Below are 22,459 nucleotides of genomic sequence, written 5' to 3'. Positions count from 1 at the left end.
CGCGGGTCAGCCAGCCGGCCCGAACGCCCGCAGTTGACGCAGATTCGCGCGGGCGGCGTCGAGGAACGCCCGCGACGCGCGCAACGTTTCATCGGCCACCTGCTGGTCCGCCTGCGCGAAACCCATCTGGATGTTCAGGAAGTCTTCCGCGTGAATCCGGTCGTGATAGTGCACGCGCACGCGTTTCGCGTCCGAGAGACGGCGCTGATCGAAGATATCGCTGAGCACCCAGGACAGCGCGCCATCGTCGCCGCCGTGACGGCGAAACACTTCATCCATCGGGAAGCCGCCCAGCGACAAAAACGCGTTACGGCGGATCACAAGGCTGCTCGACACGGTGTTGCTGAGCACCGCAGCATGACGCTCGAAGGCGGGATGCTGGACGATGCGCGACGGAAAGCCGGCGAATTCGGCATCGAGGCGCACGGCGGCGGCGTGCGGATGCTGCTCCAGATGGGCGAGCGCGGCGCTCAGTGCGCCGCTCAGGTACTCATCGTCGGCGTCCAGAAAGGCGACGAAAGGCGTATTGGCATGCAGTGCCGCCCAGTTTCGCGCGCGCGCCGCGCCGCCGTGACGCACCGTCTGCAAGAGCCGGATACGGTCGTCGTGCATGGCGTAGGTGCGCACGGTCGACGCCGTAGCATCAGTCGAACCGTCATCGACAACGAAGATTTGCGCGACTTCGGCTTGCGCCTTGCAGCTTTGCAGCGCGCGCGCAAGCGTGGCGGCGCGGTTGTAACACGGGATGATGATCGAAATGGAAGGCATGAAACGCAACGCGAGTGGACCGAAGCCGCCGGGCGTGCCTCGATGCTCAAGGCTCGAAGCCGCCGCCGGAGCGTGGATCATAGTGGCGTCGCGAAATGCCGGGAGGCTTTGAAGCGCGTGGCGATGCGCCCGGTTGCGCAAATCGAATTCGTTCTATGGCGCGCGAAAGTGGATCAGGGCGATCCGGCCGATCAAACCGGCAGAAAGCCCAGCGCAGGCGCAAGTAACACCATCACCACGCCCGCGATCATCATCGTGAGGCTGGCGACGACGCCCTCTTCGCGCCCCAGTTCGCGCGCCTTCGCGGTGCCCACGCCGTGCGCCGCCGCGCCGAACAGCGCACCGCGCGCGAGGCGCGTGCGCAACGGCACAAGCCCCAACACCAGTTCGCCGAACAGCATGCCGCATACGCCCGTGGCGATCACGAACAGCGCGGTGAGGTCGCGCGGCGCGTGAATCTTGTCGGAGACGGCGAGTGCAAACGGCGTCGAGATCGATCGCGTCATCAGGCTGCGTTGCAGTTCCGGCGACAGATGCAGCAGTTTGGCCAGCGTGAGCGAGCCGCCCACCGCCACGATGATGCCCACCGTCACGCCCACGGTCAGCGAGATCCAGTGCTTCTTGAGCAGATCGCGGTATTCGTAGATCGGCACGGCGAAGGCGACGGTGGCGGGGCCGAGCAGCCACATCAGCCAGCGTGTGTCCTGAAAGTAGACCGGATACGGAATGTGCAGCAGCAGCACCAGCGCCGCGAGCACGGCGGGCACAGCCACGAGCGGCGTGAGCCAGGGCGAGCGAAAGCGCGCATAGAGCGACTTCGAAGCGAAATAGAGCGCGACCGTCAGGATGAAGCAGCCGGCGGCGATCAGCCGCGAAGCATCGTCGGCGAACAGGGATGCATAAAACGTGTTCATGACGGGATCATCCTTTTGGAGTGCGTACGATATGCGCCAAATAAAGGGCGCGTTGAATCAGGTCAGTCAGGCGCGCGCCAGATGGCGGGCGTGGCGCACGTTCTGCACGCGGCGCAGCGCGAGACGGCGCTCCAGCCCTGCAGCCTGCTCGACCGCAAAAGCCACCGCGAACATCACCATCAGCGTGCCGCCGACCACCACCAGCGCGAGGCGCCAACCGTCGGCGCGAAACAGGCCACCGTACTGCACCGCCGCTACGGCGGCCGGGATGAAGAACAGCAACATGTCGGAGAGCAGCCAGTCCGCGCCCGCCTTGACCCAGCGCGGCGTGACGCCGCCGCAAAACAGCAGCGCGAGCAGCAGAACGAGGCCCACCACGCCGCCCGGCACCGGCAGATGCGCGGTGCGCGTCAGCGCATCGGCGACGTACCAGACACCGGCGAGCAACGCCGACTGCGCCGCGATCCGGCCTGCGCGCGCCATCAAACCCTTTTTCGGGGCGGATGCGGAGGTGTTCGGAGCAGTCATGGCAAACCCTAAGTGACAGTGGAATGGAACTGAGTATAGGGTGCAGCGCAGCATAAATATAATGACTTGTAATCATCGACTTCATTCCATAATGGAATGCACGGACACCGCGAACCGTCGCGGCCCGTGAGCGACAACCAGGAGACAGAACCGTGGAATTGCGCGCGCTACGCTATTTCATCGAGGTGGTGCGGCAGCAGAGCTTTACCGCCGCCGCTGAGGCGCTGCACGTCACCCAGCCCACCATCAGCAAGATGGTGAAGTCGCTGGAAGACGAAACCGGCACGCCGCTGTTGCTGCGCGATGCGCGCCAGATGGTGCTCACCGACGCCGGTCGTATCGTCTATCAGCGTGGCCAGGACGTGCTGGCCGCGCACGCGCAGTTGCAGGCAGAACTCGCCGATCTTGGCACGCTCGGGCGCGGCGAAGTCACCATCGGCATTCCGCCGATGGGCGGCTCGCTATTCACGCCCGCCATCGCCGCCTTCCGCCAGCGCTATCCCAGGATCGAACTCAAGCTCTTCGAGCAAGGCTCGCGCGCGATCGAGGCCGCGCTGATCTCGGGCGAACTGGAACTGGGCGGCGTGCTATTGCCGATCGACCCGGAGCAGATCGACGTGCTGCCGATCTCGCACGAATTGCTGTGGCTGGTCGCGCCGCGCGGCTCGCGCTGGGACGGTGCGCAAAACGTGCCGCTCGCGGATCTGGCGGCCGAGCCATTCGTGTTCTACGGCGAGAGCCTGGCGCTCAACGATGTCGTGCTCAACGCCTGCCGCGCCGCCGGTTTCACGCCGCAGATCGTCGGTCGCAGCGGCCATTGGGACTTGATGGCGGCGCTGGTGCTCGCGGGCGTGGGCATCGCCTTGCTGCCTGCGCCTTACGTGCGTCGGCTCGATGCGGCGCGCTTTACCTGCCTGCCCGTCGCCGATCCGCAGATCACCTGGGATATGGCGATCGGCTGGAAACGCAACGGCTATCTCTCGCATGCGGCGCGCGCGTGGCTCGCGGTGGCGCGCGAGGAATACGGCAAGCCATCGTCCTTTCTCGACGATTTCGTGCGGCCGCCCGGCCTCGAAAAACCCGCCGACGCAGCGGGATAAAACGCACAATAAAAAAAGCCGCCCGGCTCGCGCCGGACGGCTTTGTCGTTTTGACCGCAGTGATGCTTACTGCTTTGCCGTGAAGGCGATGCGGCGGTTGTGGAAGCGCCCGCCTTCGGTGTCGTTGCTATCGATCGGATTGGCGTCGCCGTAACCGGCGGCGGTGAGCGTCGAGGCGCTCACGCCTTGCGTGACCAGGTAGGTCAACACGGCCTGGGCGCGGCGCTTCGACAGCGTGAGGTTGGCCGTCTTGTCGCCCACGTTGTCCGAATAGCCCGCCACTTCCAGACGCACCGGCTTGCCCTGCTTCGCGCAGGCCTTCAGCACTTTGGCCGACTGGCGCAGATCGTCGCCCGCCGAAGCCGGAATCGTCATGCTGCCGGTATTGAAGTTCACCACCTGCAGGTTGAGCACCTTCGCGACATCGTCGCCCGCGCACGAAGCGTCGGCGCCGAACAGGCCCTTCACGGCGTCCTGGAACGACTGCGTAGCGTCGGCCACGGCCTTCTGCACATTGAACACGCCGATATCGACGCCCGAGCCGAACAGTGCCTTGAGCTTGTCGAGCCAGCCGAGTTTCGCGTCGGCCGCCGTGCCGCTCAGTTCGACGTGCGAGCCGTCGATCTTCACTTCCGCGCCGGGCAGCGCCATCAGCGGCAGCAGGCCGTCGAGGTGCGCGAGCCAGTCGGCAGGCTTCGTCTTCGGATCGACCGTGACGTTGGCGGTGAACTTGCCGTCGCCGAACTTCTTCGTGAGGGCGTCCATCAGTTGCGCCTTTTCGGCGTCCGAACCAACGGTTGCGTCGATGACCGGCACACCGGCCTTATCGACCTTGAACGAGAGATGCGAATCCTGCGTCGGCGCGGGTGCGGCCGTGGCGTCGCTCGCGGACGAAGCCGCGCTCGCTGCAGAAGCATCCGAAGTCGCCGCCGCTGCCGCAACGCTCCCACTCGCCTCCGACGCCGCGACGACCGCAGGCGCGCTCGCCACTGCAGCCGCCGAAGCCTCCGGAGCCGCTGCGGTGTTCTGCGCGGCGTCATCCTTCTGGCATGAGCGCAGCGCGAAGAACGCGAGAATCAGCGCGATGGCGGCCAGCAGCCACCAGAGCCAGGAATGCTTGCGCTTTTCCGGTTCGATCGGCGGCGTCGAGGAGCTGACGGTCTGCGGCGGCACGGCAGCGGGAACCGGGCGCTCAACCGGTTGCGGATGCTCCAGATGCGCCGAAACATCCTTCAGGCGCGCGAGGATCGAGCCTGCGAACGCAGCCGCACTGCCCAGGCCCACGGCATGGGCGAGACGATCCGTGAGGCTGGCGTTGACCGACGAAAGCTGATGGCCAAGCAGCGTAGGCAGATGGCCTACGGAGCCTTGGGAGGACGTGAAGTGCTGCTTCAGGATGCCCATCAGCACCGCGCCAACCACGCCGGTCAGCGAGAAGGCCGTCGATTGCGCCGCGCCGGTTTGTGCCGCGACCGCGTCAGACAGCGCGCCCACATTGACGCCCGCTGCGCGCTGGACCAACTCGCTCCCCGACGTTTCGAGCTGGTTCAGGCCCGTCGTGCTGGAGAGCAGTTCGGGCAGTTGCTTGCCGATCAGTGCGTTCACGTCCGGCGACATGAGCGTGGAAAACAAACCGCGCGCGCCTTCTGCCGTGCTGCCACGGTGCATGACAGCGGCAACGATCGCGGGTGCGGCAACGCCCGTGACTTTACGGGTGAGATCCGGCGTGAGGCCGAAACGCCCGGCCAGCTTGCGGACCACGTCATCGTTCATGACGACGTCCAGCAGTTGAAAGACATTGATGCTCATCGAGCGGTTCCTCCAGTTCGCGGACGCGCCAACTGACACGCCCAAGGTGCCGCGCGATTATATGGAGTTCTAAATCTCGAAAATGCGGGAGGTCTTGATGCCGCACACTCTTTGACGAAAAACCCCATTAAACAGGTGGTTTTCGTCAAAAAAACGTCAAGAGCGACGCAAAAGCGAGGCATAGTGCGCCTCGCTTTTGCGTCGCATGTGCGTATCAACGGAGCAAGAGAAAGCCTGGTTGGGAAAAGTAGAAAACGCCTGTCAGGCGATCACGTTTGCGGCCTGCGCGGGGGTGCCCAAACGCCGGGTCTCGGCGATGAAATCCGCGGCGCGCTCGCCGATCATCACCGTCGGCGCGTTCGTGTTGCCGCCAATCAACGTCGGCATCACGGAGGCATCCACGATGCGCAGATGCGTGACGCCACGCACACGCAGTTGCGCATCGACGACCGAGCGCGCGTCGCCGCCCATGCGGCAGGTGGCAACAGGGTGATAGATCGTGTCGGCGTGCGCGGCGATGGTCGCGCGCAGTTCGGCATCGCTCTGGCCTGCGTGCGTGTAGATTTCGCGACCGCCCATCTGCGCGAGCGGCGCGGCATCCAGGATGCGCCGCGCCAGGCGCGTGCCTTCCACCAGCAGATCGAGATCGCGCGAATCCGAGAAAAAGCGCGGGTCGATCACGGGCGCGACGCGCGCATCGGCGCTTGCGAGCGTGACGGTGCCGCGGCTCGCGGGACGCAGCACGCACACATGCAGCGAATAACCGTGGCCCCAGTGCAGGCGGCGGCTATGGTCATCGACGAGCGCGGTGCAGAAGTGCAGTTGCAGATCGGGCCGCTCCAGCTCCGGGCGGCTCTTGAGAAAACCGCCCGCCTCAGCGACGTTGGTGGTGAACATGCCGCGCCGCTTCGCCAGATAACGCACGAGTCCCGGCACCATCTTCGCCGCGCCGCGTAGCGAATAGCCCACCGTCTCGCTCGAATGCACGCGCTTGTTATAGGTGAAGTCGATATGGTCGATCAGATTGCGGCCGACTTCGGGCGCATCGTGCAGCACGTCGATGCCGTGCGCGCGCAGTTGATCGGCGGGACCGATGCCGGAGCACATCAGCAGTTGCGGCGAATTGAACGCGCCTGCCGCGAGAATCACTTCGGCGCGTGCACGCAAGGTTTCCGTGCGGCCGCCTCGGACGATTTCGACGCCGCTTGCGCGCATGCCGTCGAAGCTCACGCGCAGCACGGTGGCATCGGCGAGCAGATGCAGATTCGCGCGCGGCGTGCCGTAGAGATAGGCGCGCGCAACCGTGCAGCGTTCGCCGCCGCGCTGCGTGACCTGGTAGAAGCCGACACCTTCCTGTTCGGCGCCGTTGAAATCGTCGTTGGCCGGAAAACCCGCCTCGCGCGCGGCGGCTACAAAGCGCTGCGCCACTGGATTGCGTTCGCACAGATCGGCTACGCCCAGCGGTCCGCCCGCGCCGTGCCACGCATTCGCGCCGCGCGAGTTGTCTTCGGCACGGCGGAAATACGGCAGCACGTCGTCCCACGTCCAGCCCTGGCAACCCAGTTGCGCCCACTCGTCGTAATCGAGCCGATGGCCGCGCGTGTAGATCATCGCGTTGATGGCGCTCGACCCGCCGAAGCCGCGTCCACGAGGCTGGTAACCGCGCCGTCCGGCGAGACCTGGCTGCGGTTCGGTCTGGTAGGCGTAGTTGTTCTTGCCGCGAAACGGTACGAGCGCGGCCACGCCCATCGGCATGTTGACGAAGAGATTGCGTTCGGTGTGCGGGCCAGCCTCGATCAGCGCGATGCTGGCGTCAGGACAGCGTTCGGCCAGACGCCCGGCGAGCGACGCGCCGCCCGAGCCGCCGCCTACGATGATGTAGTCGTATTCCATGCTATCTGCCTCCCATCCTGTGCAGCGCTGTCGGCCGGAGTTGCCGCCCTGTCGCAAAGCGAGGCTAACTCGGGTCCCAGCGGCGCACGCGTCTCTCTCTATTGCGTTGCGCCTGGCGTCGGGATGAGGCACGCTAGATGCACGCTCGTTCGATTTCTTTGTATCGCGCATTGTAGGAAGCGTCCGAAGTCTCGGTCAGCATTTATGTCAGAGCGCATCCTCTAATTCTGACGGGCGTGTGGCGGGCATTCGGCGGCTACCATGAAGGACGGTTCAGCCGACAGAGCTGAAAGGTTCCGGCAAGCATCACAGGGAGCGCCGGGGCATTCTCGTACCGCAATTGCCGCGGTACGTCTTAACTCGGGCGCTTGATCGCGCGCCCGCAGCCGCCTCCCGCAATAACGCATCGAGAACATCAAGACAAACACGACAGGCCGCGCTCACGAGCCAACCCGCGCGCCGCCGATGGAGACAGGTCACGATGGAACCGCTCGAATTGACTCAGCATGATCCCGGCACGACGCACGAGGTCACGAATCAGGCGCCGCCGCTCGCCGATTACAATCTTTTTGCATGCGATGCCGCGCTGGGCGAAGCGCTGACGCGCGCGGGCGCCGACTGGCACCGCGCGGCGCTCACGCAACACGGCGCGAAACTGGGCCTTGCAGCCACGCTGGAACTGGCCGATCTCGCCAACCGCCACGCGCCCGAATTGCACACGCACACGCCGCGCGGCGAGCGTATCGACGCCCTCGAATTCCATCCGGCGTGGCACGACCTGCTCGCCTTGCTGCGCGCCGAAGGCCTGCACGCGTTGCCGTTCTCGGAACCGCGCGCAGGCGCGATGGCCGCGCGCTGCGCGGGCTACTTCCTGCATGCGCAGCTCGAATCGGGCTCGCTCTGCCCGCTCACCATGACCTTCGCGAGCATTCCCGTGCTGCAAAACGAGCCCGCGCTGTTCGACACGCTGCGCGACAAGCTCTACACACGCGAACACGACGCGCGCGACGTGCCGCTTGCGCACAAGCGCTCGATGATGATCGGCATGGGTATGACCGAGAAACAGGGCGGCTCGGACGTGCGCAGCAACCGCACCGAAGCGCGAGCGGCAGGCGTCGCGAGCGGCCGTGGCGCGCCCTATCTGCTCACCGGTCACAAATGGTTCTTTTCCGCGCCGCAGTGCGACGCGCACCTGGTGCTCGCGCGCACGCCGGAACACGCGGGCCTCTCCTGCTTCTACGTGCCGCGTTTCCGACCCGACGGCACGAAAAACACCGTCAATGTGCAGCGCCTGAAAGACAAGCTCGGCAACCGCTCGAACGCCAGCAGCGAGGTGGAATTCTTCGACGCCTACGGCGTGATGATCGGCGATGAAGGGCGCGGCGTGCCCACCATCATCGAGATGGCCAACTACACGCGGCTCGACTGCGTGATCGGCAGCGCGGCGCTCATGCGCGCGGCGCTGGTGCAGGCGATCCACCACGCGCGCCACCGCAGCGCGTTCGGCAGACCGCTCGCCGAACAGCCGCTCATGCAGAACGTGCTCGCCGATCTCGCGCTGGAATCCGAAGCCGCGACGGTGCTGTTCATGCGTCTCGCGCAGGCCTTCGAGCAAAGCGCCGATCAATCCCCTCAAGCCGAAGAAAGCGATCTCGCCCGTGTGGCCCGCGCCTGGCGGCGCATCGTCACGCCCGCCGCGAAGTTCTGGGTCTGCAAGCGCGCGCTCGCTTTCACTGGCGAGGCGATGGAAGTCTGGGGCGGCAACGGCTATGTCGAAGAAGGCCCGATGGCGCGCTTCTACCGCGAAGCGCCCGTCAATTCGATCTGGGAAGGCTCGGGCAACGTGATGTGTCTGGATGTGCTGCGCGCGCTCGAGCGCGAGGCCGACGCCGCCCAGGCGCTCTTTCTGGCCTGGCGGCGCGAGGCGGCGGGGCACGCGGTGCTCAGCGCGGCGCTCGACCGCCTATCGGCACTCCTTAATGGCGCGCCCGGCACGCGCGAAGCCAGCGCCCGGCGCATCTGCCAGCAGATCGTGCTGATTGCGCAGGCCATGCTGCTGCGCGCGGGACCGCCCGAAGTCGCCGACGCCTTTATCGCCACGCGACTGGACGAGCACGACGCCGATTGCGGCCGCGTGTTCGGCACCCTGCCCGCGCGCTTTGACCACGCGGCGCTGATCGAGCGCGCGTTTTGCGCTGCCGCGCCCGCCAGCGGCCACTGAATGCGAGACAAACACAAGGACCGACCATGAAGCAGGATCTGCCCGAAGCCGTCGCCAACGCCCACACCGATGCGAACGCGTCGAAACTGGGCGCCCTGCTCGCGGCGCAGCGCGAAGCGTATCTACGCGCGCCGTTCCCGGCGTGGAGCGAGCGAGCGCGCCACCTGCGCGCGCTGCGCGACGTGCTGTTCGCCAACCAGGACGCGCTGGCCGACGCGATGAACGCCGACTTCGGCCAGCGCTCCAAGGCCGAAGTCGCGCTCGCGGAATTCCTGGTGCTCAAGCAGGAAATCGATTCGGCGCTCAAGCATGGCGAACGCTGGATGCGCGTGCAGCGCCGTGCCGTCGGCAAATGGCTGATGCCGGGCCGCGCGCGCGTGGTGCCGCAGCCGATCGGCGTGGCGGGCATCGTCGTGCCGTGGAACTATCCGCTGCAGCTCGCCGCCGGGCCGCTCGTCTGCGCGCTCGCGGCGGGCTGCCGCGCGATGGTCAAGATGTCGGAGCTGACGCCGCGCACTTCGGCGCTGTTTGCGGATCTGATCGCGCAGACCTTCGCGCCCGATCACGTCACCGTCGTCAACGGCGACGCATCGGTGGGCGCGGCGTTCACGGCGCTGCCCTTCGATCATCTGCTGTTCACCGGCTCGACGCGCATCGGCCATGAGGTCATGCGCGCGGCTAGCGCCAATCTCACGCCGGTCACGCTGGAGCTGGGCGGTAAATCGCCCGCGCTGATCGGTGCGCATGCGCGCTTCGACTACGCGGTGGACAGCCTGCTGCTGGGCAAGACGCTTAACGCGGGGCAGACCTGCATCGCGCCCGATTACGTGCTGCTGCCGCGCGGCAAGGAGGAGGCCTTCATCGCCCGCGCGCGCGTGCGCTTTAACGAGCTGTATCCGGATTTCGCCAACAACCGCGACTACACCTCGATCATCTCGGCGCGGCATTACGAACGGCTGGAACGGCTCGCCGACGAAGCGCAGGCCGAAGGGGCGCAACTCCACGCACTGGGCCCGCGCGACGCTGCCACGCGCCAGTTCGCACCGGTGCTGGTGACGGGCGCGGGCGCGCATACGCAGTTGATGCAGGAGGAGATTTTCGGGCCGCTGCTGCCGATCGTGCCGTACGACTCGCTCGACGAGGCGCTGCGCTACATCAACGCGCGTGCGCGGCCGCTGGCACTCTACCTTTACGCCGACGACGCGCGCACCGTCGATCGCGTGACGCACGAAACCATCGCGGGCGGCATGTCGGTGAACGAGACGCTCATGCATATCGCCGCCGAGGGGCTGCCGTTCGGCGGCGTCGGCGCAAGCGGCATGGGTTCGTACCACGGCTACGAGGGCTTCTGCACGTTTTCGAAGATGAAGCCCGTGTTCACGCAGGCGCGCCTGAACGGGCGGCATCTGATCGCGCCGCCCTACGGCAAGCTGTTCAATACGCTGATTCGCGTGATGCTGAAGTTCTAGCGCGCCGGCAGTGCCGGAAAGCGGAACGGATTGATCGCGAGCGCCTTCGCGTCGGGCGTGCCTGGCTGCGCGGCAGGACTGGCCTGCGCCTGTTTTTCGGCGGCCTTCGCATTGCTGTCCACGGCTTCCAGGCCGTGCAGCCACGCGAGCAGTTCCGCCACGGCCTGATAGAGCTGCGGCGGAATCTGCGAATCCAGATCCACTTGCATCAGCAGCGACACCATCTGGGGCGCTTCGTGAACGTGCAGGCCCGCTTCTCTCGCGCGCTGCACGATCATCTCGGCGACGATCCCGTAGCCCTTCGCCACCACGCGCGGCGCGCCATCGCGCGAAGCCGGATCGTCATAGGCGAGCGCCGCGGCGCTCTTGCGGTTGGTGCGGCTCATCCGCGCTCCCAATTGTTCGGATCGGCCGCAGCAGCGGCTTCGGCACCCTGCGCTTCCTGCGCCGGAGCCTGAGGAGCGGGCTGTGAAGCGGGCTGTGAAGCGGCGTTGCGCGCGTAAGCGTCGGCTGCGCGCGCGGAATCCGCCGGACTCGCGTGCGGCGTCACGCCGCCAATCTCGCGGATCGACAGCCCGGCAAGCGACAGCCCGAGCGCCTCAAGCCGTCCACGCAGCGCCTCGCTATTGTCGGTGAGGCGTTGCGCGCCGCCGGGACTCGCCTGCACGCGCACCGCGAGCGTCGCCCCGGTGAGCGTCAATTCCGCATCGACGGTGCCCAGCGACGGCAGCGAAAGCGTGAGGCGCGTGTGCCAGGGCGTCGCGTCCTCGTCGGCGCCGCGCCCGCCGTGCGGGTCGCGCGCGTCGTAGTCGTCCGGCTGGATGGTCCAGTCGAGGCGCACGCCCGGCCACGCCTCGCCGGTCCAGCGGAATTCGCCGGTCGCGAGCAGATCGAGCTGCTGGCGTACCAGCGGCAGCAGCGCTTCATGCACGCCGGCACCGGCGCCCGCGCCGCCTGGCACATGAATGGGCGGCAGCAGCGTATCTCCAGACGCCGAAGCCGCGTTGCCGCGCGCATTTTCCTGCGCAAACGCGGCGGCGCCGGCTTGCGCGGCGCGCGCGAACGCTGCCGATGACGGCGGCTGCCCGCCCGGAGTCCCCGCATTGGCCGCCGCGCGTGCGTTCTGCTGGCCTGGGTTCGGCAATTCGGTCCAGAAAACGTCGTCGATATCGTCGGCGGACTCGCTCCAGTCGAGCGACAACTGCGCGCCGCCGGTCAGGCGATTCTGCGGTTCGTCGGCAAGCTCGCCCAGCGTGCGCTGGCCGCGCAGCCATTGGGCCAGATGCGATTCGTAGAAGAGACCGCTGGTCGCGACGGTCTGCGCAAGCGACGCGGCCAGCGCCGCAACCGGCCCCGCTTGAGCCGCGAGTGCGACGCCGGTGGCGTTCTGCGCGCTTTGGGCGCTTTGGGTGCTTTGGGCGGCCGCGCTGTTCGTTGTGTTCGAAGGGTTCGCCGCAGTATTGGCGCCGTCGGCGCCTTCGCCATCCTGCGCGGCGCCCGCGAACGCGGCCTGCGCTTCGAGTTCCGCGAGCAAGGCGGCTTCCAGCGCCTGTGCGGCGGCGCTCGCCGGATTGGCCGGATTGGACAGCCCCGGCAGTGTCAGCGATTGCGGGTCGCCGCTGCCGGCGTCCGCGGCGTTGGGATCGGCCCACACCGGCGCGCGACCGACCACGGCGGGCGTGGCCTCGCCGCCCGAGCGGATGATCGCGTCGAGCGCCAGCGCGACCGCCGACAGCACGGTCTGCGCCGAGGCCTGCGGCGAGTCGGCGCTTTGCGTGTCGGGCGCGGCGATGGCGCCGCCCGCGAGCGCGGAAATGCCCGTCTGCGCGGTGCCGGCGCTGCCTTGCGCGGCGGGCCCCAGCGCGCCTATGCGGCTCGCGAGCAGCGACGCGGCGCTGGTGTCGATTCCGTTCATGCGGAGCGTGGGCCTGGTGTGGCGCCGCGCGCCCCCGTCAATGCGGATGGCGGTGCGGCTTTATTGTGTTTGCCCGGTAATGAGCCGGACGGTGATCGGACCTTCCTGACCTGACGCCCCGAAGGCGCGGTGTCAGCGCTGGATCAGCGCGCTCCGTACATCTCCTGCAGCACCCGCGCGGGATGCGCCGTGCCGTGAAAGAGCGCCGACAGGCGCGCCATGCACGGGCTGGCGAGGTCGCGGATCGCGGCATCGTCGGCGAGAATCTGCCGGATCAACTCGAATTTGCGCGTTCGCTCGGCGATGGTCAGCCGTACGCCGAAATCGGCGTCCTTGAGCGCGTCTACGAGGTGCCGGTATTCCTCCTGGAGCCCAATCAACTCGTTCCAGTGTGCGTCGCGTGCGGCGCAGAGCATCTGCCCCGAGACCGTCGCGATCGCTTCATAGTGGGCGAAGTAGTCTGCTTTCGAACTCATCTCGTCAATGAACCGGACGATGGTCCGGAGGCCTGTGCGGCCATCCTTGCCACTTCCGGCGCAATCCCCAACCAGGCTTCCTCGAGCGTTGCCAGCAGGCCATCGACTTCGACCAGCATGGGCTCGCTCTGATGAATATTTGCTTCCAGCAAGCGTCGCGTCATGTAACTGTAAAGTGAGTTCAGGCGCTGGGCGATTTCGCCACCCGCCTCGACGTTCAACGCCAGCTGGAGCCCGCTTTCGACGATCCGGATCGCCTTTCCGATCGCCTCGCCACGCGGCCCCACGTTGCCCATCTGCATATGCATGCGGGCCTGTGCAATCGCTTTGCGCGCACCTTCGTAAAGGAGCGCGATCAGCTTGTGCGGACTCGCGCCCATCACCCCCGTTTCGACACCCACGCGTGCATAGGCGTTGGCTCCAGACTGGGCAGGGGAAAACATCGGCGCTTCTCCTTCAAACGTACGGCTGTGGATACGGTGCATCCGGCCCTTTGCCATGAAGGCGCGTGCCGGTTCTAGCCGGGTTATCGGAAGGAGAAGCGAGAAGCTTTAATGAACATGGCAGGCGAGCGCGTGGGGTGCGCCTTATTGCACCTTTCTTACACCTGGATCTGCATGATGTCGGTGTAGGCGGCGACGAGCTTGTTGCGGACCTGCAGCCCGAACTGGAAGCCGATATTGGCCTTTTGCATGTCGACCATCACGTCGTTGAGCGAAACGTTGCTGGCCCCAAGCTCGAACGCCTGCGACTCGCCCACGGCCTTTTGCTGGTCGCCGCTGATCTTGTCGATCGACGCCTTGAGCGCCGAGGCGAATTCGCCCGCGGTCGCCGCCCCCGAGGCGCCATCGGCCGCAGCCGTCGCGCCTGCCGCCTGCGTGGCCATCGCCTGCATCTGCGCGAGGGCCGACGTGAGTGGGTTGACTGGCACAGTCATGTTTGCTCCACGATAAAGAGAGTGTGCAGGGCGGGCGGCGCTCGACGGGATTTCCACTAGTGCGCGCGGCCCCGGTCCGGCCCGCGCGGTGAGCTGATCTCGCCCCCCAGGACCCGGTCCGCATACACATTCCGGAGTCTGGTCGAGAGCATAGCAGCGGGCTATTTCCGAAAGCCCCGAAACTAGGGGGAAAACCCGGCTCTATTCGCGCAATCGGGTTGTCACGGGCTCCGGATAATCCCAGTCGTGAAAGTCTCCGTCGTTGGCTGCGTTTTCTGGCCCGCGGCGGGACATGCAAGTCTCCCGGAGATACCCGTCGCATGGATTCGTCTGCCAACTCTTTGATCAACCCCGACGCCCGCATGGGCCTCGCCACCAGCGGCGCCGCCACCGGCGCAAGCGCGGGCGGCGCCATGCCTGGCGGCGCGGAGGACCTCGGCGGTGGCTTCGCGCAGCGCCTGGGCTCGCTGTCGTCGCTGCGCAGCGTGCGCGGCAATCCGCGCGCGCCACTCATCATCGCCGTGGCCGTGCTCGTCGCCGTGGTCGCCGGTCTGATCCTGTGGTCGCGCGCGCCCGACTACAAGGTGCTCTACAGCAACCTGTCGGATCGCGACGGCGGCTCGATCATCACCGCGCTGCAGGCCGCCAACGTGCCCTACAAGCTGTCGGATAGCGGCAGCGCCATTCTGGTGCCGTCAGACCAGGTCGGCGAAATGCGCCTGCGTCTGGCCCAGCAGGGTCTGCCCAAGAGCGGCTCGGTCGGCTTCGAGCTGATGGACAACCAGAAGTTCGGCATCAGCCAGTTCGCCGAGCAGGTGAACTACCAGCGCGCCCTCGAAGGCGAGCTGGAGCAAACGATTCAGTCGATCCAGAGCGTGAAGTCCTCGCGCGTGCATCTGGCCATTCCGAAGCCTTCGGTGTTCGTGCGCGAACGCGAAGCGCCGTCGGCATCGGTGCTCGTCAATATGTATCCGGGCCGCGTGCTCGACGACGGCCAGGTGGCCGCGATCACGCACATGGTGGCCTCCGCCGTGCCCGATCTGCCGGTGCGCAACGTCACGGTGGTCGACCAGGACGGCAATCTGCTCACGCAAAGCGCTACCAGCGCGGGTCTGGACGCCTCGCAGCTCAAGTACGTGCGCCAGGTCGAGCACGACACGCAATCGCGCATCGACCAGATCCTCGCGCCCCTGTTCGGCTCGGGTAACGCGCGCTCGCAGGTGAGCGCCGACCTCGACTTCTCGCATCTGGAGCAGACCTCCGAAAACTACGGTCCGAACGGCAACCCGCAGCAGGCTTCGGTGCGCAGCCAGCAGCAGAGCATCGCCACGGATTCGGCGCAGACCAGCGCGGGCGGCGTGCCGGGCGCGCTGTCGAACCAGCCGCCGCAACCGGCTTCCGCGCCGATCGTTGCGCCCGCGGGCGCCAGCGGCGCAGCCGCCAGCACGCCGATCTCGGATCACCGCGACACCACCACCAACTACGAGCTGGACAAGACGGTGCGCCACTACCAGCAGGCGGCGGGCGACATCAAGCGCCTGTCGGTGGCCGTGATCGTGAACTATCAGCCGAAGGTCGACGCCAAGGGCCACGCCACGATGCAGCCGCTCGACGCGCAGAAGCTCGCCCAGGTCGAACAGCTGGTGAAGGACGCGATGGGCTATGACGCGAAGCGCGGCGACTCGGTCAACGTGGTCAACGCCGCCTTCCAGCAGGACGTCGATCCGAACGCCAACCTGCCGTGGTGGCGCCAGCCGGACATTCTCGCGCTGGCCAAACAGCTCGCGACGTGGCTTGGCATCGGCGTGGTGGCCCTGTTCCTTTACTTCGTGATGGTGAAGCCGGCGCTGCGCCGCGCCTTCCCGCCGCCGCAGCCGGCAGTGGCCGCCGCGGCGCTGGGCAGCGACAGCGAACCGCTGATGCTCGACGGCCTGCCGCAAGTCGAGAAGATCGAAGGCACCGGCGGCGAGGTCGAAGGCGACCCGACGCTGCTGGCCCTCGAAAACGAGAAACACAAGTTTGAACGCAACCTGGAATTCGCCCGCAGCATCGCGCGCCAGGATCCGAAAATTGTCGCAACCGTTGTCAAGAGCTGGGTGAACGATGAGCGCTGAAGGAGCCGTCAAGAGCGCACTGCTGCTCATGTCGATCGGCGAGGAAGAGGCCTCTCAGGTCTTCAAGTTCCTCGGGCCGCGCGAAGTGCAGAAGATCGGCGCCGCCATGGCCGCGCTGAAGAACGTCAAGCGCGAGGAAATCGACGTCGTGCTGCAGGAGTTCGTCAAGGAAGCGGAGCAGCACACGGCGCTCTCGCTCGACTCGAACGACTACATCCGCAACGTGCTGACCAAGGCGCTGGGCGAGGACAAGGCCGGCGCCGTGATCGACCGCATCCTGCAGGGCGGCGACACGAGCGGTATCGAAGGCCTGAAGTGGATGGACTCGGGCTCGGTCGCGGAACTCATCAAGAACGAGCACCCGCAGATCATCGCGACGATCCTGGTTCACCTGGACCGCGACCAGGCGTCGGAAATCGCCTCGTGCTTCACCGAGCGGCTGCGTAACGACGTGCTGCTGCGTATCGCCACGCTCGACGGCATCCAGCCGCAGGCGCTGCGCGAGCTGGACGATGTGCTGACGGGCCTGCTCTCGGGCAGCGACAACCTCAAGCGCAGCCCGATGGGCGGCATCCGCACGGCCGCCGAAATCCTCAACTTCATGACGAGCCAGCACGAAGAAGGCGTGATCGAGAACGTCAAGCAGTACGACGCCGAGCTTGCCCAGAAGATCATCGACCAGATGTTCGTGTTCGAAAACCTGCTCGACCTCGAGGATCGCGCGATCCAGCTCCTGCTCAAGGAAGTGGAGTCGGAATCGCTCATCATTTCGCTCAAGGGCGCCCCGCCGGCGCTGCGCCAGAAGTTCCTCGCGAACATGTCGCAGCGCGCCGCGGAACTGCTCGCCGAAGACCTGGACGCGCGCGGCCCCGTGCGCGTTTCGGAAGTCGAGGCGCAGCAGCGGCGTATCCTGCAGATCGTGCGCAACCTCGCCGAGAGCGGTCAGATCGTTCTAGGCGGCAAGGCAGAAGACGCTTATGTCTGACGAAGCAACGCGAGAGTCGGCGCAGGCTGCGCAGCGGCGCGCGCGCTCGGCGTATCAACGCTGGGAGATGGCGTCGTTCGACCCGCCTCCCCCGCCCCCGCCGCCGCCCACGCCCGACGAGGAAGCCGCCTTCGCCGCGCAGTTGCAGCAACTGCGCGACAACGCCCATCAGCAGGGTCTGGCGTCCGGCCACGTGGCGGGCCAGGCGCTCGGCTACCAGGCGGGTTACGACCAGGGCCAGAAGCAGGGTTTCGAGCAAGGTCTCGAACTCGCGCGCGGCCAGGCGAACCAGCTGGCGCAGCTTGCCCAGCGGTTTTCCGACGCGCTGCAGACGGTCGAGGCCGGCGTGGCCGACACGCTCGTCGAACTGGCGCTCGATATCGCCCAGCAGGTGGTGCGCCAGCATGTGCAGCACGACCCGACGGCGCTGCTGGCCGCGGCACGCGAGGTGCTCGCGCATGAGCCGCAGTTGGTCGGCTCGCCGCAACTCGTGGTGAGCCCCGCCGATCTGCCGGTGGTGGAGGCGTATCTGATGGAAGATCTGCAGGCGCGCGGCTGGACCGTGCGCACCGACGCCACGCTCGAGCGCGGCGGCTGCCGCGCCCAGGCGGCGACCGGCGAAACCGATGCGAGCATCGCCACGCGCTGGGAGCGCGTCACAGCGGCGCTGGGCAAGGCGCGGCCATGGTAAATACGACGCTCCACCAGACCGTGCAGCAGGCCATCCACACGGGCGGCCTCACGCCGCTCGAGCAGGAACTGGCGCTGGCCTCGTTCGGCCCCGGCGCGCACGATCCGGCGCAAACGGCTGCCGTACTGGTGGACGACGACGCACCCGCGCAAACCGATGAGGCCGCAACGGCCGCGGGGCAGGACGAAGGCCTGGAAATCCCGCCCTACGTGCCGCCCGCCAATTACGATCCGAAGAACCCCCATCTGGCCGTCTGGAACGCGCATCTGACGAGCGTGCGCGAGCGCAACGCTCTCGCGCTGCCCCTGCGCGGCTGCGGGCGCCTCACGCGCGCAGCCGGCCTGGTGCTGGAAGCCGTGGGCTTGCGCCTGGCCGTGGGTTCGGAAGTGATGATCGAATTGCCGCCCGGCAGTTCGCTGCCGATGGCCGAAGCCGAAGTGGTCGGCTTCGCCGCCGACAAGCTGTTCCTGATGCCCACCACCGAAGTCGCGGGCCTGTTGCCCGGCGCGCGCGTGTGGCCAATGGAAAGCGCGCCGATCGCCGATCCGATGGCGGGCGCCAAGCGTCTGCCGGTTGGCTGGGGCATGCTCGGGCGCGTGGTGGACGCCTCGGGCAAGCCGCTCGACGGCCTCGGGCCGCTCAACACGGAAGCCGACGCGCCGCTCACCGCGCCCGTCATCAATCCGCTGAACCGCGAGCCGATCCACAAGGTGCTCGACGTAGGCGTGCGCGCGATCAACGCGCTGCTCACGGTCGGGCGCGGCCAGCGCATGGGCCTGTTCGCGGGCTCGGGCGTGGGTAAATCGGTGCTGCTGGGCACCATGGCGCGCGCCACCAGCGCCGAAGTCATCGTGATCGGCCTGATCGGCGAGCGGGGCCGCGAAGTGAAGGAATTCATCGAGCAGATCCTGGGCGAAGAAGGCCTCGCACGCTCGGTGGTGGTGGCCGCGCCCGCTGACGTGTCGCCGCTGCTGAGCATGCAGGCGGCTTCGTACACCACGTCGCTGGCCGAGTATTTTCGCGATCAGGGCAAGCATGTGCTGCTGCTGATGGATTCGCTCACGCGTTACGCGATGGCGCAGCGCGAAATTGCGCTGGCGATCGGCGAGCCGCCCGCGACCAAGGGCTATCCGCCTTCGGTGTTCGCGAAGCTGCCCGCGCTCGTCGAGCGCACCGGCAACGGCCCGGAAGGCGGCGGCTCGATCACGGCGTTCTACACCGTGCTCACCGAAGGCGACGACCAGCAGGATCCGATCGCCGACTCGGCGCGCGCGATTCTGGACGGCCATATCGTGCTCTCGCGCGCGCTCGCGGAAGCGGGGCACTATCCGGCCATCGATATCGAAGCCTCGATCAGCCGGGCCATGACCGCGCTGATCGACGACCAGCATCTGAACCAGACGCGTGCGTTCAAGCAGATGCTTTCGCGCTACCAGCGCAACCGCGACCTCATCAACGTGGGCGCTTATGTGAGCGGCCGCGACGCGGTGCTCGACCGCGCGATCCAGTTGTATCCGCGCATCGAGGCGTTTTTGCAGCAAGGTTTCCGCGAGACGGCGGATTATGACCAGAGCGTCGGCATGCTCGGCGCACTGCTTGGCAATGCTGGAGCGGGCCGCGCCTGACGCGTCCGCCCACTGAGCGAGGAATTTCGACATGACGAAACAGACCGCGTTGCAAACCCTCATTGGTCTCGCGCAGGACGACGTGGATGCCGCGACGCAGCGCCTCGGGCGCGTGCAGCGCGAGCGCGGCGAAGTCGAAAAGCAGCTCAAGGCGCTGATCGACTACCGCGAGGAGTATCACGTGCGCTTTACCGAATCCGCGCGGGCCGGCATGGCCGCGGGCAATGTACGCAATTTCCAGGCGTTTATCGACACGCTCGACTCCGCCATCGAGCAGCAGCGCCGCATGCTCGACCAGGCGACCCAGCGCGTCGAGGCGGCCAAGCCGGAATGGGCGCGCACCAAGCAGAAACTCGGCTCGTACGAAGTGCTGCAGACGCGTCAGGACGCCGTGCAGGCGCGCAAGGAAGCGAAGCGCGATCAGCGCGACTCCGACGAGTTCGCCGCCCGCGCGCTGCGCATGCGCACGTCGCCGCTGTAGAACGTGGTTTTTTGCAGGCGCATTTGCACTATCTACAAGCCGAAACCAAAAATTGACGCCGACGCCCGCATCGCTTAGCGTGACGGGCGCCGCGATTTACACCGATCAAGTTATCCGGGGCAGACCTCATGTCGCTTCTTTCCGCAGTCAGTTCGCTTTTCGGGGCCGTGGACACCGCCTCCAGCGGTAACTCCGGCGCCAGCCAGGCGAACCAGGCGAGCCAGGGCTTTGCGCAGACGCTGCAGCAGAGCATGGCCGCACAGGCCAGCCAGGCGCAAAACACCAGCCAGCAGGCCATCCAGCAGCAGAGCGCGCAGGCCGCGCAAAGCTGGAGCGCCGCGCAGCAAAACGCCCAGGCGTCGCAAAACGCGCAATCCTCGCAGTCGAGCCAGTCCAGTCAATCGAGCCAGTCGAGTCAGTCGTCGGGTAGCAGTTCGTCGACGCAAGGCACGAAGCACGCGTCGAAGTCCAGCCACAGCACCAATAGCGCCAATAGCGCCGACAACGCCAGCTCGCAGCAACAGACCGACGCGGCGGGCCAGGCCGCCGCCGCGCAAGCCCAGCAGGCGCAACAGGCCCAGCAGGCTGCGCAGGACCCAAGCCAGGATCAGAGCGGCGACGGTAGCGACGCCAGCCAGGCCGCCACCGACGCCACGCTTGCAAGCGTCGCCGCCGCAGCCACGTCGGCAGCCGCGAGCGCCACCGGCACGGCTGCGGACGGCAGCACGGCCACGTCCAAATCGGCCAGCGACGCCCTCACCGCCGCGCTCAGCGCGCTGCGCGGCGGCGCGGCCACCCTGAACACACGCGGCACCGCTGCGACGGCGACGGACGCCAGCGCCGCCTCGGGCAGCACGAACATCGCCAGCAGCTTCGCGACCCATCTGGGCGAGCAGGCGAAGTCGAAGACGCTCGGCACCGTTATCGACGACAAGAGCGCCAGCGCCGGGGCAGCCAAAACCGTCGCGGGCGCGGCGACCGACACGGCCACGCAGGGCGCCACGGCGGCGCTCGCAGCAGCAGCGCAAGCCACCACGCAAACCGACACGTCGAGCGCCACCAACGTAGTCACCGACGCCCTCGCCGCCAGCCAGGCCGCCGCTGCCGCCGCGCAGGCGCAAGCGACCCAGGCGGCAAGCAGCGCCACCAACCCGACGGCCGCCGCCGCCGCGGCATCGACCACGCTGTCGCCGCAAGTGGGCACGTCGGACTGGGAAGACGCGCTCGGCCAGAAGGTCGTGTTCCTTTCGAACGCGCACCAGACATCGGCGGAACTCACGCTCAATCCGAAGGATCTGGGCCCGCTCCAGGTCGTGCTGCAGGTCGCCGACAACCACGCGCATGCCCTCTTCGTCTCGCAGCACCAGCAGGTGCGCGAAGCCGTCGAAGCGGCCCTGCCGAAGCTGCGCGAGCAGATGCAGGAAAACGGCATCGGTCTGGGCAGCGCCAGCGTCACCGATGGCTTTGCGCGCCAGATGAACCAGCAGGCGCAGCAGCAGCAACAGGACGGCAGCGGCTCGGGCGGCAGCTCCCGTTCGTCGCGCTCCGGGTCCTCGGGCCTGGCCTCTACGGGCGGCGTGGATGACGTGGCCAGCAGCGCCGCCACCACCGCCACCACGCGCACTGTCGGCCTGATCGACACCTTCGCTTAAAGCCGGATCGCGCGGCCCGACGCATCAGGCGTCGCGCGCCGCGCACCCGCTGACGCGGGACCTCGCGGGACCTTTCAAGGACTCGCCCGCGCCCGGCCTTCCTGCTACGCTCCTCCCCCCATTCCTGCTGCACTGCTGCTGCACCGCTTCGACGTTTGCCGCGCCCCGCCACAAAGCCACGAGATAGCCGGAAATCCCCCGTCTATTCTTCCCATCGCTGTAAGGCAAAAGCCGGAACAATGCAGGCTGCCGGAATGAATGCGAGCACCACGCCGACCAGGCGTCGCCCGCGATCCGAACCCCAGAAGTATCGAACGCACCAGATCCGCACACCGACATGGCGACCACGACCGCAAACCAGCAAGCCGCCCCGCAAGGCGCAAAACCCGGACCGCTGAAGCGCATCCTCCTCATCGCGCTTATCGCGATCGTCGCCGCCGGCGCCGCCGGCGCGGGCGTGTGGTTCTTCATGTCGCGTCATGCCCCAAGCGCCCCGACCGCCAGCGCCCCGCCGCCGGCCGCCGTGCCCGTCTACTACGCGCTCGAGCCGATGACGGTGAACCTGCAGTCCGACGACGGCGAAACCCATTACCTGCGCATTGGCCTGACGCTCAAGCTCGACAGCCAGGCGACCCAGGACGCGCTGGTCGCGCGCATGCCGGAGATCCGCAGCCGCGTGCTGCTGGCCCTGTCGAACAAGAACCCGACCGATCTCGCGCCGCTCGACGGCAAGCGCAATCTGGCCGCCGAGCTGGCGAAGCTGATCGCCCAGCCGTCCGATCCGCGCGCCGAGCCGGCCAAGGTCGAGGACGTCCTCTTCACCGAATTCGTCGTTCAGTAAGAGCCATGCACAGCGCGCAGACATTCGAGGGCTTCGCATC

Annotated in this window: 20 protein-coding genes; 10 read left to right on the top strand and 10 right to left on the bottom strand. The window is 67.2% G+C overall.

Annotation, left to right across the window (positions count from 1 at the left end; translation table 11 throughout):
* Positions 1-6: 6 nt before the first annotated feature.
* The 3 genes from VG320_RS28545 to VG320_RS28535 form a co-directional block, all read right to left on the bottom strand.
* Positions 7-849 (bottom strand): glycosyltransferase family A protein, encoded by an 843-nt coding sequence (locus tag VG320_RS28545; protein ID WP_327203411.1) that lies wholly within the window; start codon positions 847-849, stop codon positions 7-9.
* 110 nt (positions 850-959) lie between these two features.
* Complete coding sequence (locus tag VG320_RS28540; protein WP_327203410.1) at positions 960-1,682, bottom strand: LrgB family protein; 723 nt, start codon at positions 1,680-1,682, stop codon at positions 960-962.
* 66 nt (positions 1,683-1,748) lie between these two features.
* Positions 1,749-2,210: a CidA/LrgA family protein gene (locus VG320_RS28535; RefSeq protein ID WP_327203409.1), complete on the bottom strand. Its 462-nt coding sequence runs from the start codon at positions 2,208-2,210 to the stop codon at positions 1,749-1,751.
* Positions 2,211-2,362: 152 nt separating this feature from the next.
* Here VG320_RS28535 and VG320_RS28530 point away from each other — a divergent pair, with 152 nt between their 5' ends.
* Entirely contained in the window at positions 2,363-3,310 is a 948-nt protein-coding gene (locus VG320_RS28530) for a LysR family transcriptional regulator (protein WP_327203408.1), read from the top strand.
* Between the two features lie 66 nt (positions 3,311-3,376).
* Here the strand turns inward: VG320_RS28530 and VG320_RS28525 are convergent, their stop codons facing one another.
* Both VG320_RS28525 and VG320_RS28520 read right to left on the bottom strand, forming a co-directional pair.
* Positions 3,377-5,119, bottom strand: coding sequence for an OmpA family protein (locus tag VG320_RS28525; RefSeq protein WP_327203407.1), 1,743 nt, complete (start codon positions 5,117-5,119; stop codon positions 3,377-3,379).
* A gap of 261 nt (positions 5,120-5,380) precedes the next feature.
* Positions 5,381-7,012 carry a GMC family oxidoreductase gene (locus VG320_RS28520; RefSeq protein ID WP_327203406.1) on the bottom strand — a complete coding sequence of 544 codons (1,632 nt, stop codon included), beginning with the start codon at positions 7,010-7,012 and terminating at the stop codon, positions 5,381-5,383.
* Positions 7,013-7,493: 481 nt separating this feature from the next.
* Here VG320_RS28520 and VG320_RS28515 point away from each other — a divergent pair, with 481 nt between their 5' ends.
* A complete protein-coding gene (locus VG320_RS28515; RefSeq protein ID WP_414696141.1) occupies positions 7,494-9,233 on the top strand; it encodes an isovaleryl-CoA dehydrogenase in 1,740 nt (579 codons plus the stop codon).
* Between the two features lie 26 nt (positions 9,234-9,259).
* On the top strand, positions 9,260-10,702 hold the full coding sequence (locus tag VG320_RS28510; RefSeq protein WP_327203405.1) for a coniferyl aldehyde dehydrogenase: 1,443 nt from the start codon (positions 9,260-9,262) through the stop codon (positions 10,700-10,702).
* Here the strand turns inward: VG320_RS28510 and VG320_RS28505 are convergent.
* From VG320_RS28505 to fliE, 5 genes are all read right to left on the bottom strand, one after another.
* Positions 10,699-11,088: an EscU/YscU/HrcU family type III secretion system export apparatus switch protein gene (locus VG320_RS28505; protein ID WP_327203404.1), complete on the bottom strand. Its 390-nt coding sequence runs from the start codon at positions 11,086-11,088 to the stop codon at positions 10,699-10,701. The genes VG320_RS28510 and VG320_RS28505 overlap by 4 nt on opposite strands.
* Complete coding sequence (locus VG320_RS28500; RefSeq protein ID WP_327203403.1) at positions 11,085-12,617, bottom strand: flagellar hook-length control protein FliK; 1,533 nt, start codon at positions 12,615-12,617, stop codon at positions 11,085-11,087. The genes VG320_RS28505 and VG320_RS28500 overlap by 4 nt, the downstream gene beginning before the upstream one ends.
* A 143-nt stretch (positions 12,618-12,760) precedes the next feature.
* Complete coding sequence (locus VG320_RS28495) at positions 12,761-13,093, bottom strand: flagellar protein FliT (RefSeq protein WP_327203402.1); 333 nt, start codon at positions 13,091-13,093, stop codon at positions 12,761-12,763.
* On the bottom strand, positions 13,090-13,536 hold the full coding sequence (fliS, locus tag VG320_RS28490; protein WP_327203401.1) for a flagellar export chaperone FliS: 447 nt from the start codon (positions 13,534-13,536) through the stop codon (positions 13,090-13,092). The genes VG320_RS28495 and fliS overlap by 4 nt, the downstream gene beginning before the upstream one ends.
* A 158-nt stretch (positions 13,537-13,694) precedes the next feature.
* Positions 13,695-14,030, bottom strand: a complete 336-nt coding sequence (gene fliE / locus VG320_RS28485) for a flagellar hook-basal body complex protein FliE (RefSeq protein WP_327203400.1) — start codon at positions 14,028-14,030, stop codon at positions 13,695-13,697.
* 320 nt (positions 14,031-14,350) lie between these two features.
* On the opposite strand from fliE, the gene fliF reads away from it, so the two are divergent.
* The 7 genes from fliF to fliL all read left to right on the top strand — a co-directional run bounded on the left by fliF (position 14,351) and on the right by fliL (position 22,419).
* Positions 14,351-16,144 carry a flagellar basal-body MS-ring/collar protein FliF gene (gene fliF / locus VG320_RS28480; RefSeq protein WP_327203399.1) on the top strand — a complete coding sequence of 598 codons (1,794 nt, stop codon included), beginning with the start codon at positions 14,351-14,353 and terminating at the stop codon, positions 16,142-16,144.
* Positions 16,134-17,129, top strand: coding sequence for a flagellar motor switch protein FliG (fliG, locus tag VG320_RS28475; RefSeq protein ID WP_027816082.1), 996 nt, complete (start codon positions 16,134-16,136; stop codon positions 17,127-17,129). Before fliF ends, fliG begins: the two co-directional genes overlap by 11 nt.
* Positions 17,122-17,820 carry a flagellar assembly protein FliH gene (gene fliH / locus VG320_RS28470; RefSeq protein ID WP_327203398.1) on the top strand — a complete coding sequence of 233 codons (699 nt, stop codon included), beginning with the start codon at positions 17,122-17,124 and terminating at the stop codon, positions 17,818-17,820. Before fliG ends, fliH begins: the two co-directional genes overlap by 8 nt.
* Positions 17,814-19,445: a flagellar protein export ATPase FliI gene (fliI, locus tag VG320_RS28465; RefSeq protein ID WP_327203397.1), complete on the top strand. Its 1,632-nt coding sequence runs from the start codon at positions 17,814-17,816 to the stop codon at positions 19,443-19,445. The genes fliH and fliI overlap by 7 nt, the downstream gene beginning before the upstream one ends.
* Before the next feature lie 31 nt (positions 19,446-19,476).
* Positions 19,477-19,926, top strand: coding sequence for a flagellar export protein FliJ (fliJ, locus tag VG320_RS28460; protein ID WP_327203396.1), 450 nt, complete (start codon positions 19,477-19,479; stop codon positions 19,924-19,926).
* A 128-nt stretch (positions 19,927-20,054) separates the two neighbouring features.
* Entirely contained in the window at positions 20,055-21,578 is a 1,524-nt protein-coding gene (locus VG320_RS28455; protein WP_327203395.1) for a flagellar hook-length control protein FliK, read from the top strand.
* A 337-nt stretch (positions 21,579-21,915) separates the two neighbouring features.
* Entirely contained in the window at positions 21,916-22,419 is a 504-nt protein-coding gene (gene fliL / locus VG320_RS28450) for a flagellar basal body-associated protein FliL (RefSeq protein ID WP_327203394.1), read from the top strand.
* The last annotated feature ends 40 nt before the right edge of the window (positions 22,420-22,459 follow it).

The sequence above is a fragment of the Paraburkholderia sp. genome, assembly GCF_035948235.1.
Taxonomy (GTDB): Bacteria; Pseudomonadota; Gammaproteobacteria; order Burkholderiales; family Burkholderiaceae; genus Paraburkholderia.
Note: the sequence above shows the minus strand (reverse complement) of the source record. Positions and strands in the feature narration are given on the sequence as shown.

Excerpts from the sequence above, each read along its gene's own strand:
- VG320_RS28515 (WP_414696141.1), top strand. The coding sequence starts at position 7,494 with ATGGAACCGCTCGAATTGACTCAGCATGATCCCGGCACGACGCACGAG.
- VG320_RS28505 (WP_327203404.1), bottom strand. The coding sequence starts at position 11,088 with ATGAGCCGCACCAACCGCAAGAGCGCCGCGGCGCTCGCCTATGACGAT.
- VG320_RS28545 (WP_327203411.1), bottom strand. The coding sequence starts at position 849 with ATGATCCACGCTCCGGCGGCGGCTTCGAGCCTTGAGCATCGAGGCACG.
- fliL (WP_327203394.1), top strand. The coding sequence starts at position 21,916 with ATGGCGACCACGACCGCAAACCAGCAAGCCGCCCCGCAAGGCGCAAAA.
- VG320_RS28535 (WP_327203409.1), bottom strand. The coding sequence starts at position 2,210 with ATGACTGCTCCGAACACCTCCGCATCCGCCCCGAAAAAGGGTTTGATG.
- VG320_RS28500 (WP_327203403.1), bottom strand. The coding sequence starts at position 12,617 with ATGAACGGAATCGACACCAGCGCCGCGTCGCTGCTCGCGAGCCGCATA.
- fliG (WP_027816082.1), top strand. The coding sequence starts at position 16,134 with ATGAGCGCTGAAGGAGCCGTCAAGAGCGCACTGCTGCTCATGTCGATC.
- VG320_RS28510 (WP_327203405.1), top strand. The coding sequence starts at position 9,260 with ATGAAGCAGGATCTGCCCGAAGCCGTCGCCAACGCCCACACCGATGCG.
- VG320_RS28525 (WP_327203407.1), bottom strand. The coding sequence starts at position 5,119 with ATGAGCATCAATGTCTTTCAACTGCTGGACGTCGTCATGAACGATGAC.
- VG320_RS28455 (WP_327203395.1), top strand. The coding sequence starts at position 20,055 with ATGTCGCTTCTTTCCGCAGTCAGTTCGCTTTTCGGGGCCGTGGACACC.
- VG320_RS28520 (WP_327203406.1), bottom strand. The coding sequence starts at position 7,012 with ATGGAATACGACTACATCATCGTAGGCGGCGGCTCGGGCGGCGCGTCG.
- fliS (WP_327203401.1), bottom strand. The coding sequence starts at position 13,536 with ATGTTTTCCCCTGCCCAGTCTGGAGCCAACGCCTATGCACGCGTGGGT.
- fliJ (WP_327203396.1), top strand. The coding sequence starts at position 19,477 with ATGACGAAACAGACCGCGTTGCAAACCCTCATTGGTCTCGCGCAGGAC.
- fliH (WP_327203398.1), top strand. The coding sequence starts at position 17,122 with ATGTCTGACGAAGCAACGCGAGAGTCGGCGCAGGCTGCGCAGCGGCGC.
- VG320_RS28495 (WP_327203402.1), bottom strand. The coding sequence starts at position 13,093 with ATGAGTTCGAAAGCAGACTACTTCGCCCACTATGAAGCGATCGCGACG.
- fliE (WP_327203400.1), bottom strand. The coding sequence starts at position 14,030 with ATGACTGTGCCAGTCAACCCACTCACGTCGGCCCTCGCGCAGATGCAG.
- fliI (WP_327203397.1), top strand. The coding sequence starts at position 17,814 with ATGGTAAATACGACGCTCCACCAGACCGTGCAGCAGGCCATCCACACG.
- fliF (WP_327203399.1), top strand. The coding sequence starts at position 14,351 with ATGGATTCGTCTGCCAACTCTTTGATCAACCCCGACGCCCGCATGGGC.
- VG320_RS28540 (WP_327203410.1), bottom strand. The coding sequence starts at position 1,682 with ATGAACACGTTTTATGCATCCCTGTTCGCCGACGATGCTTCGCGGCTG.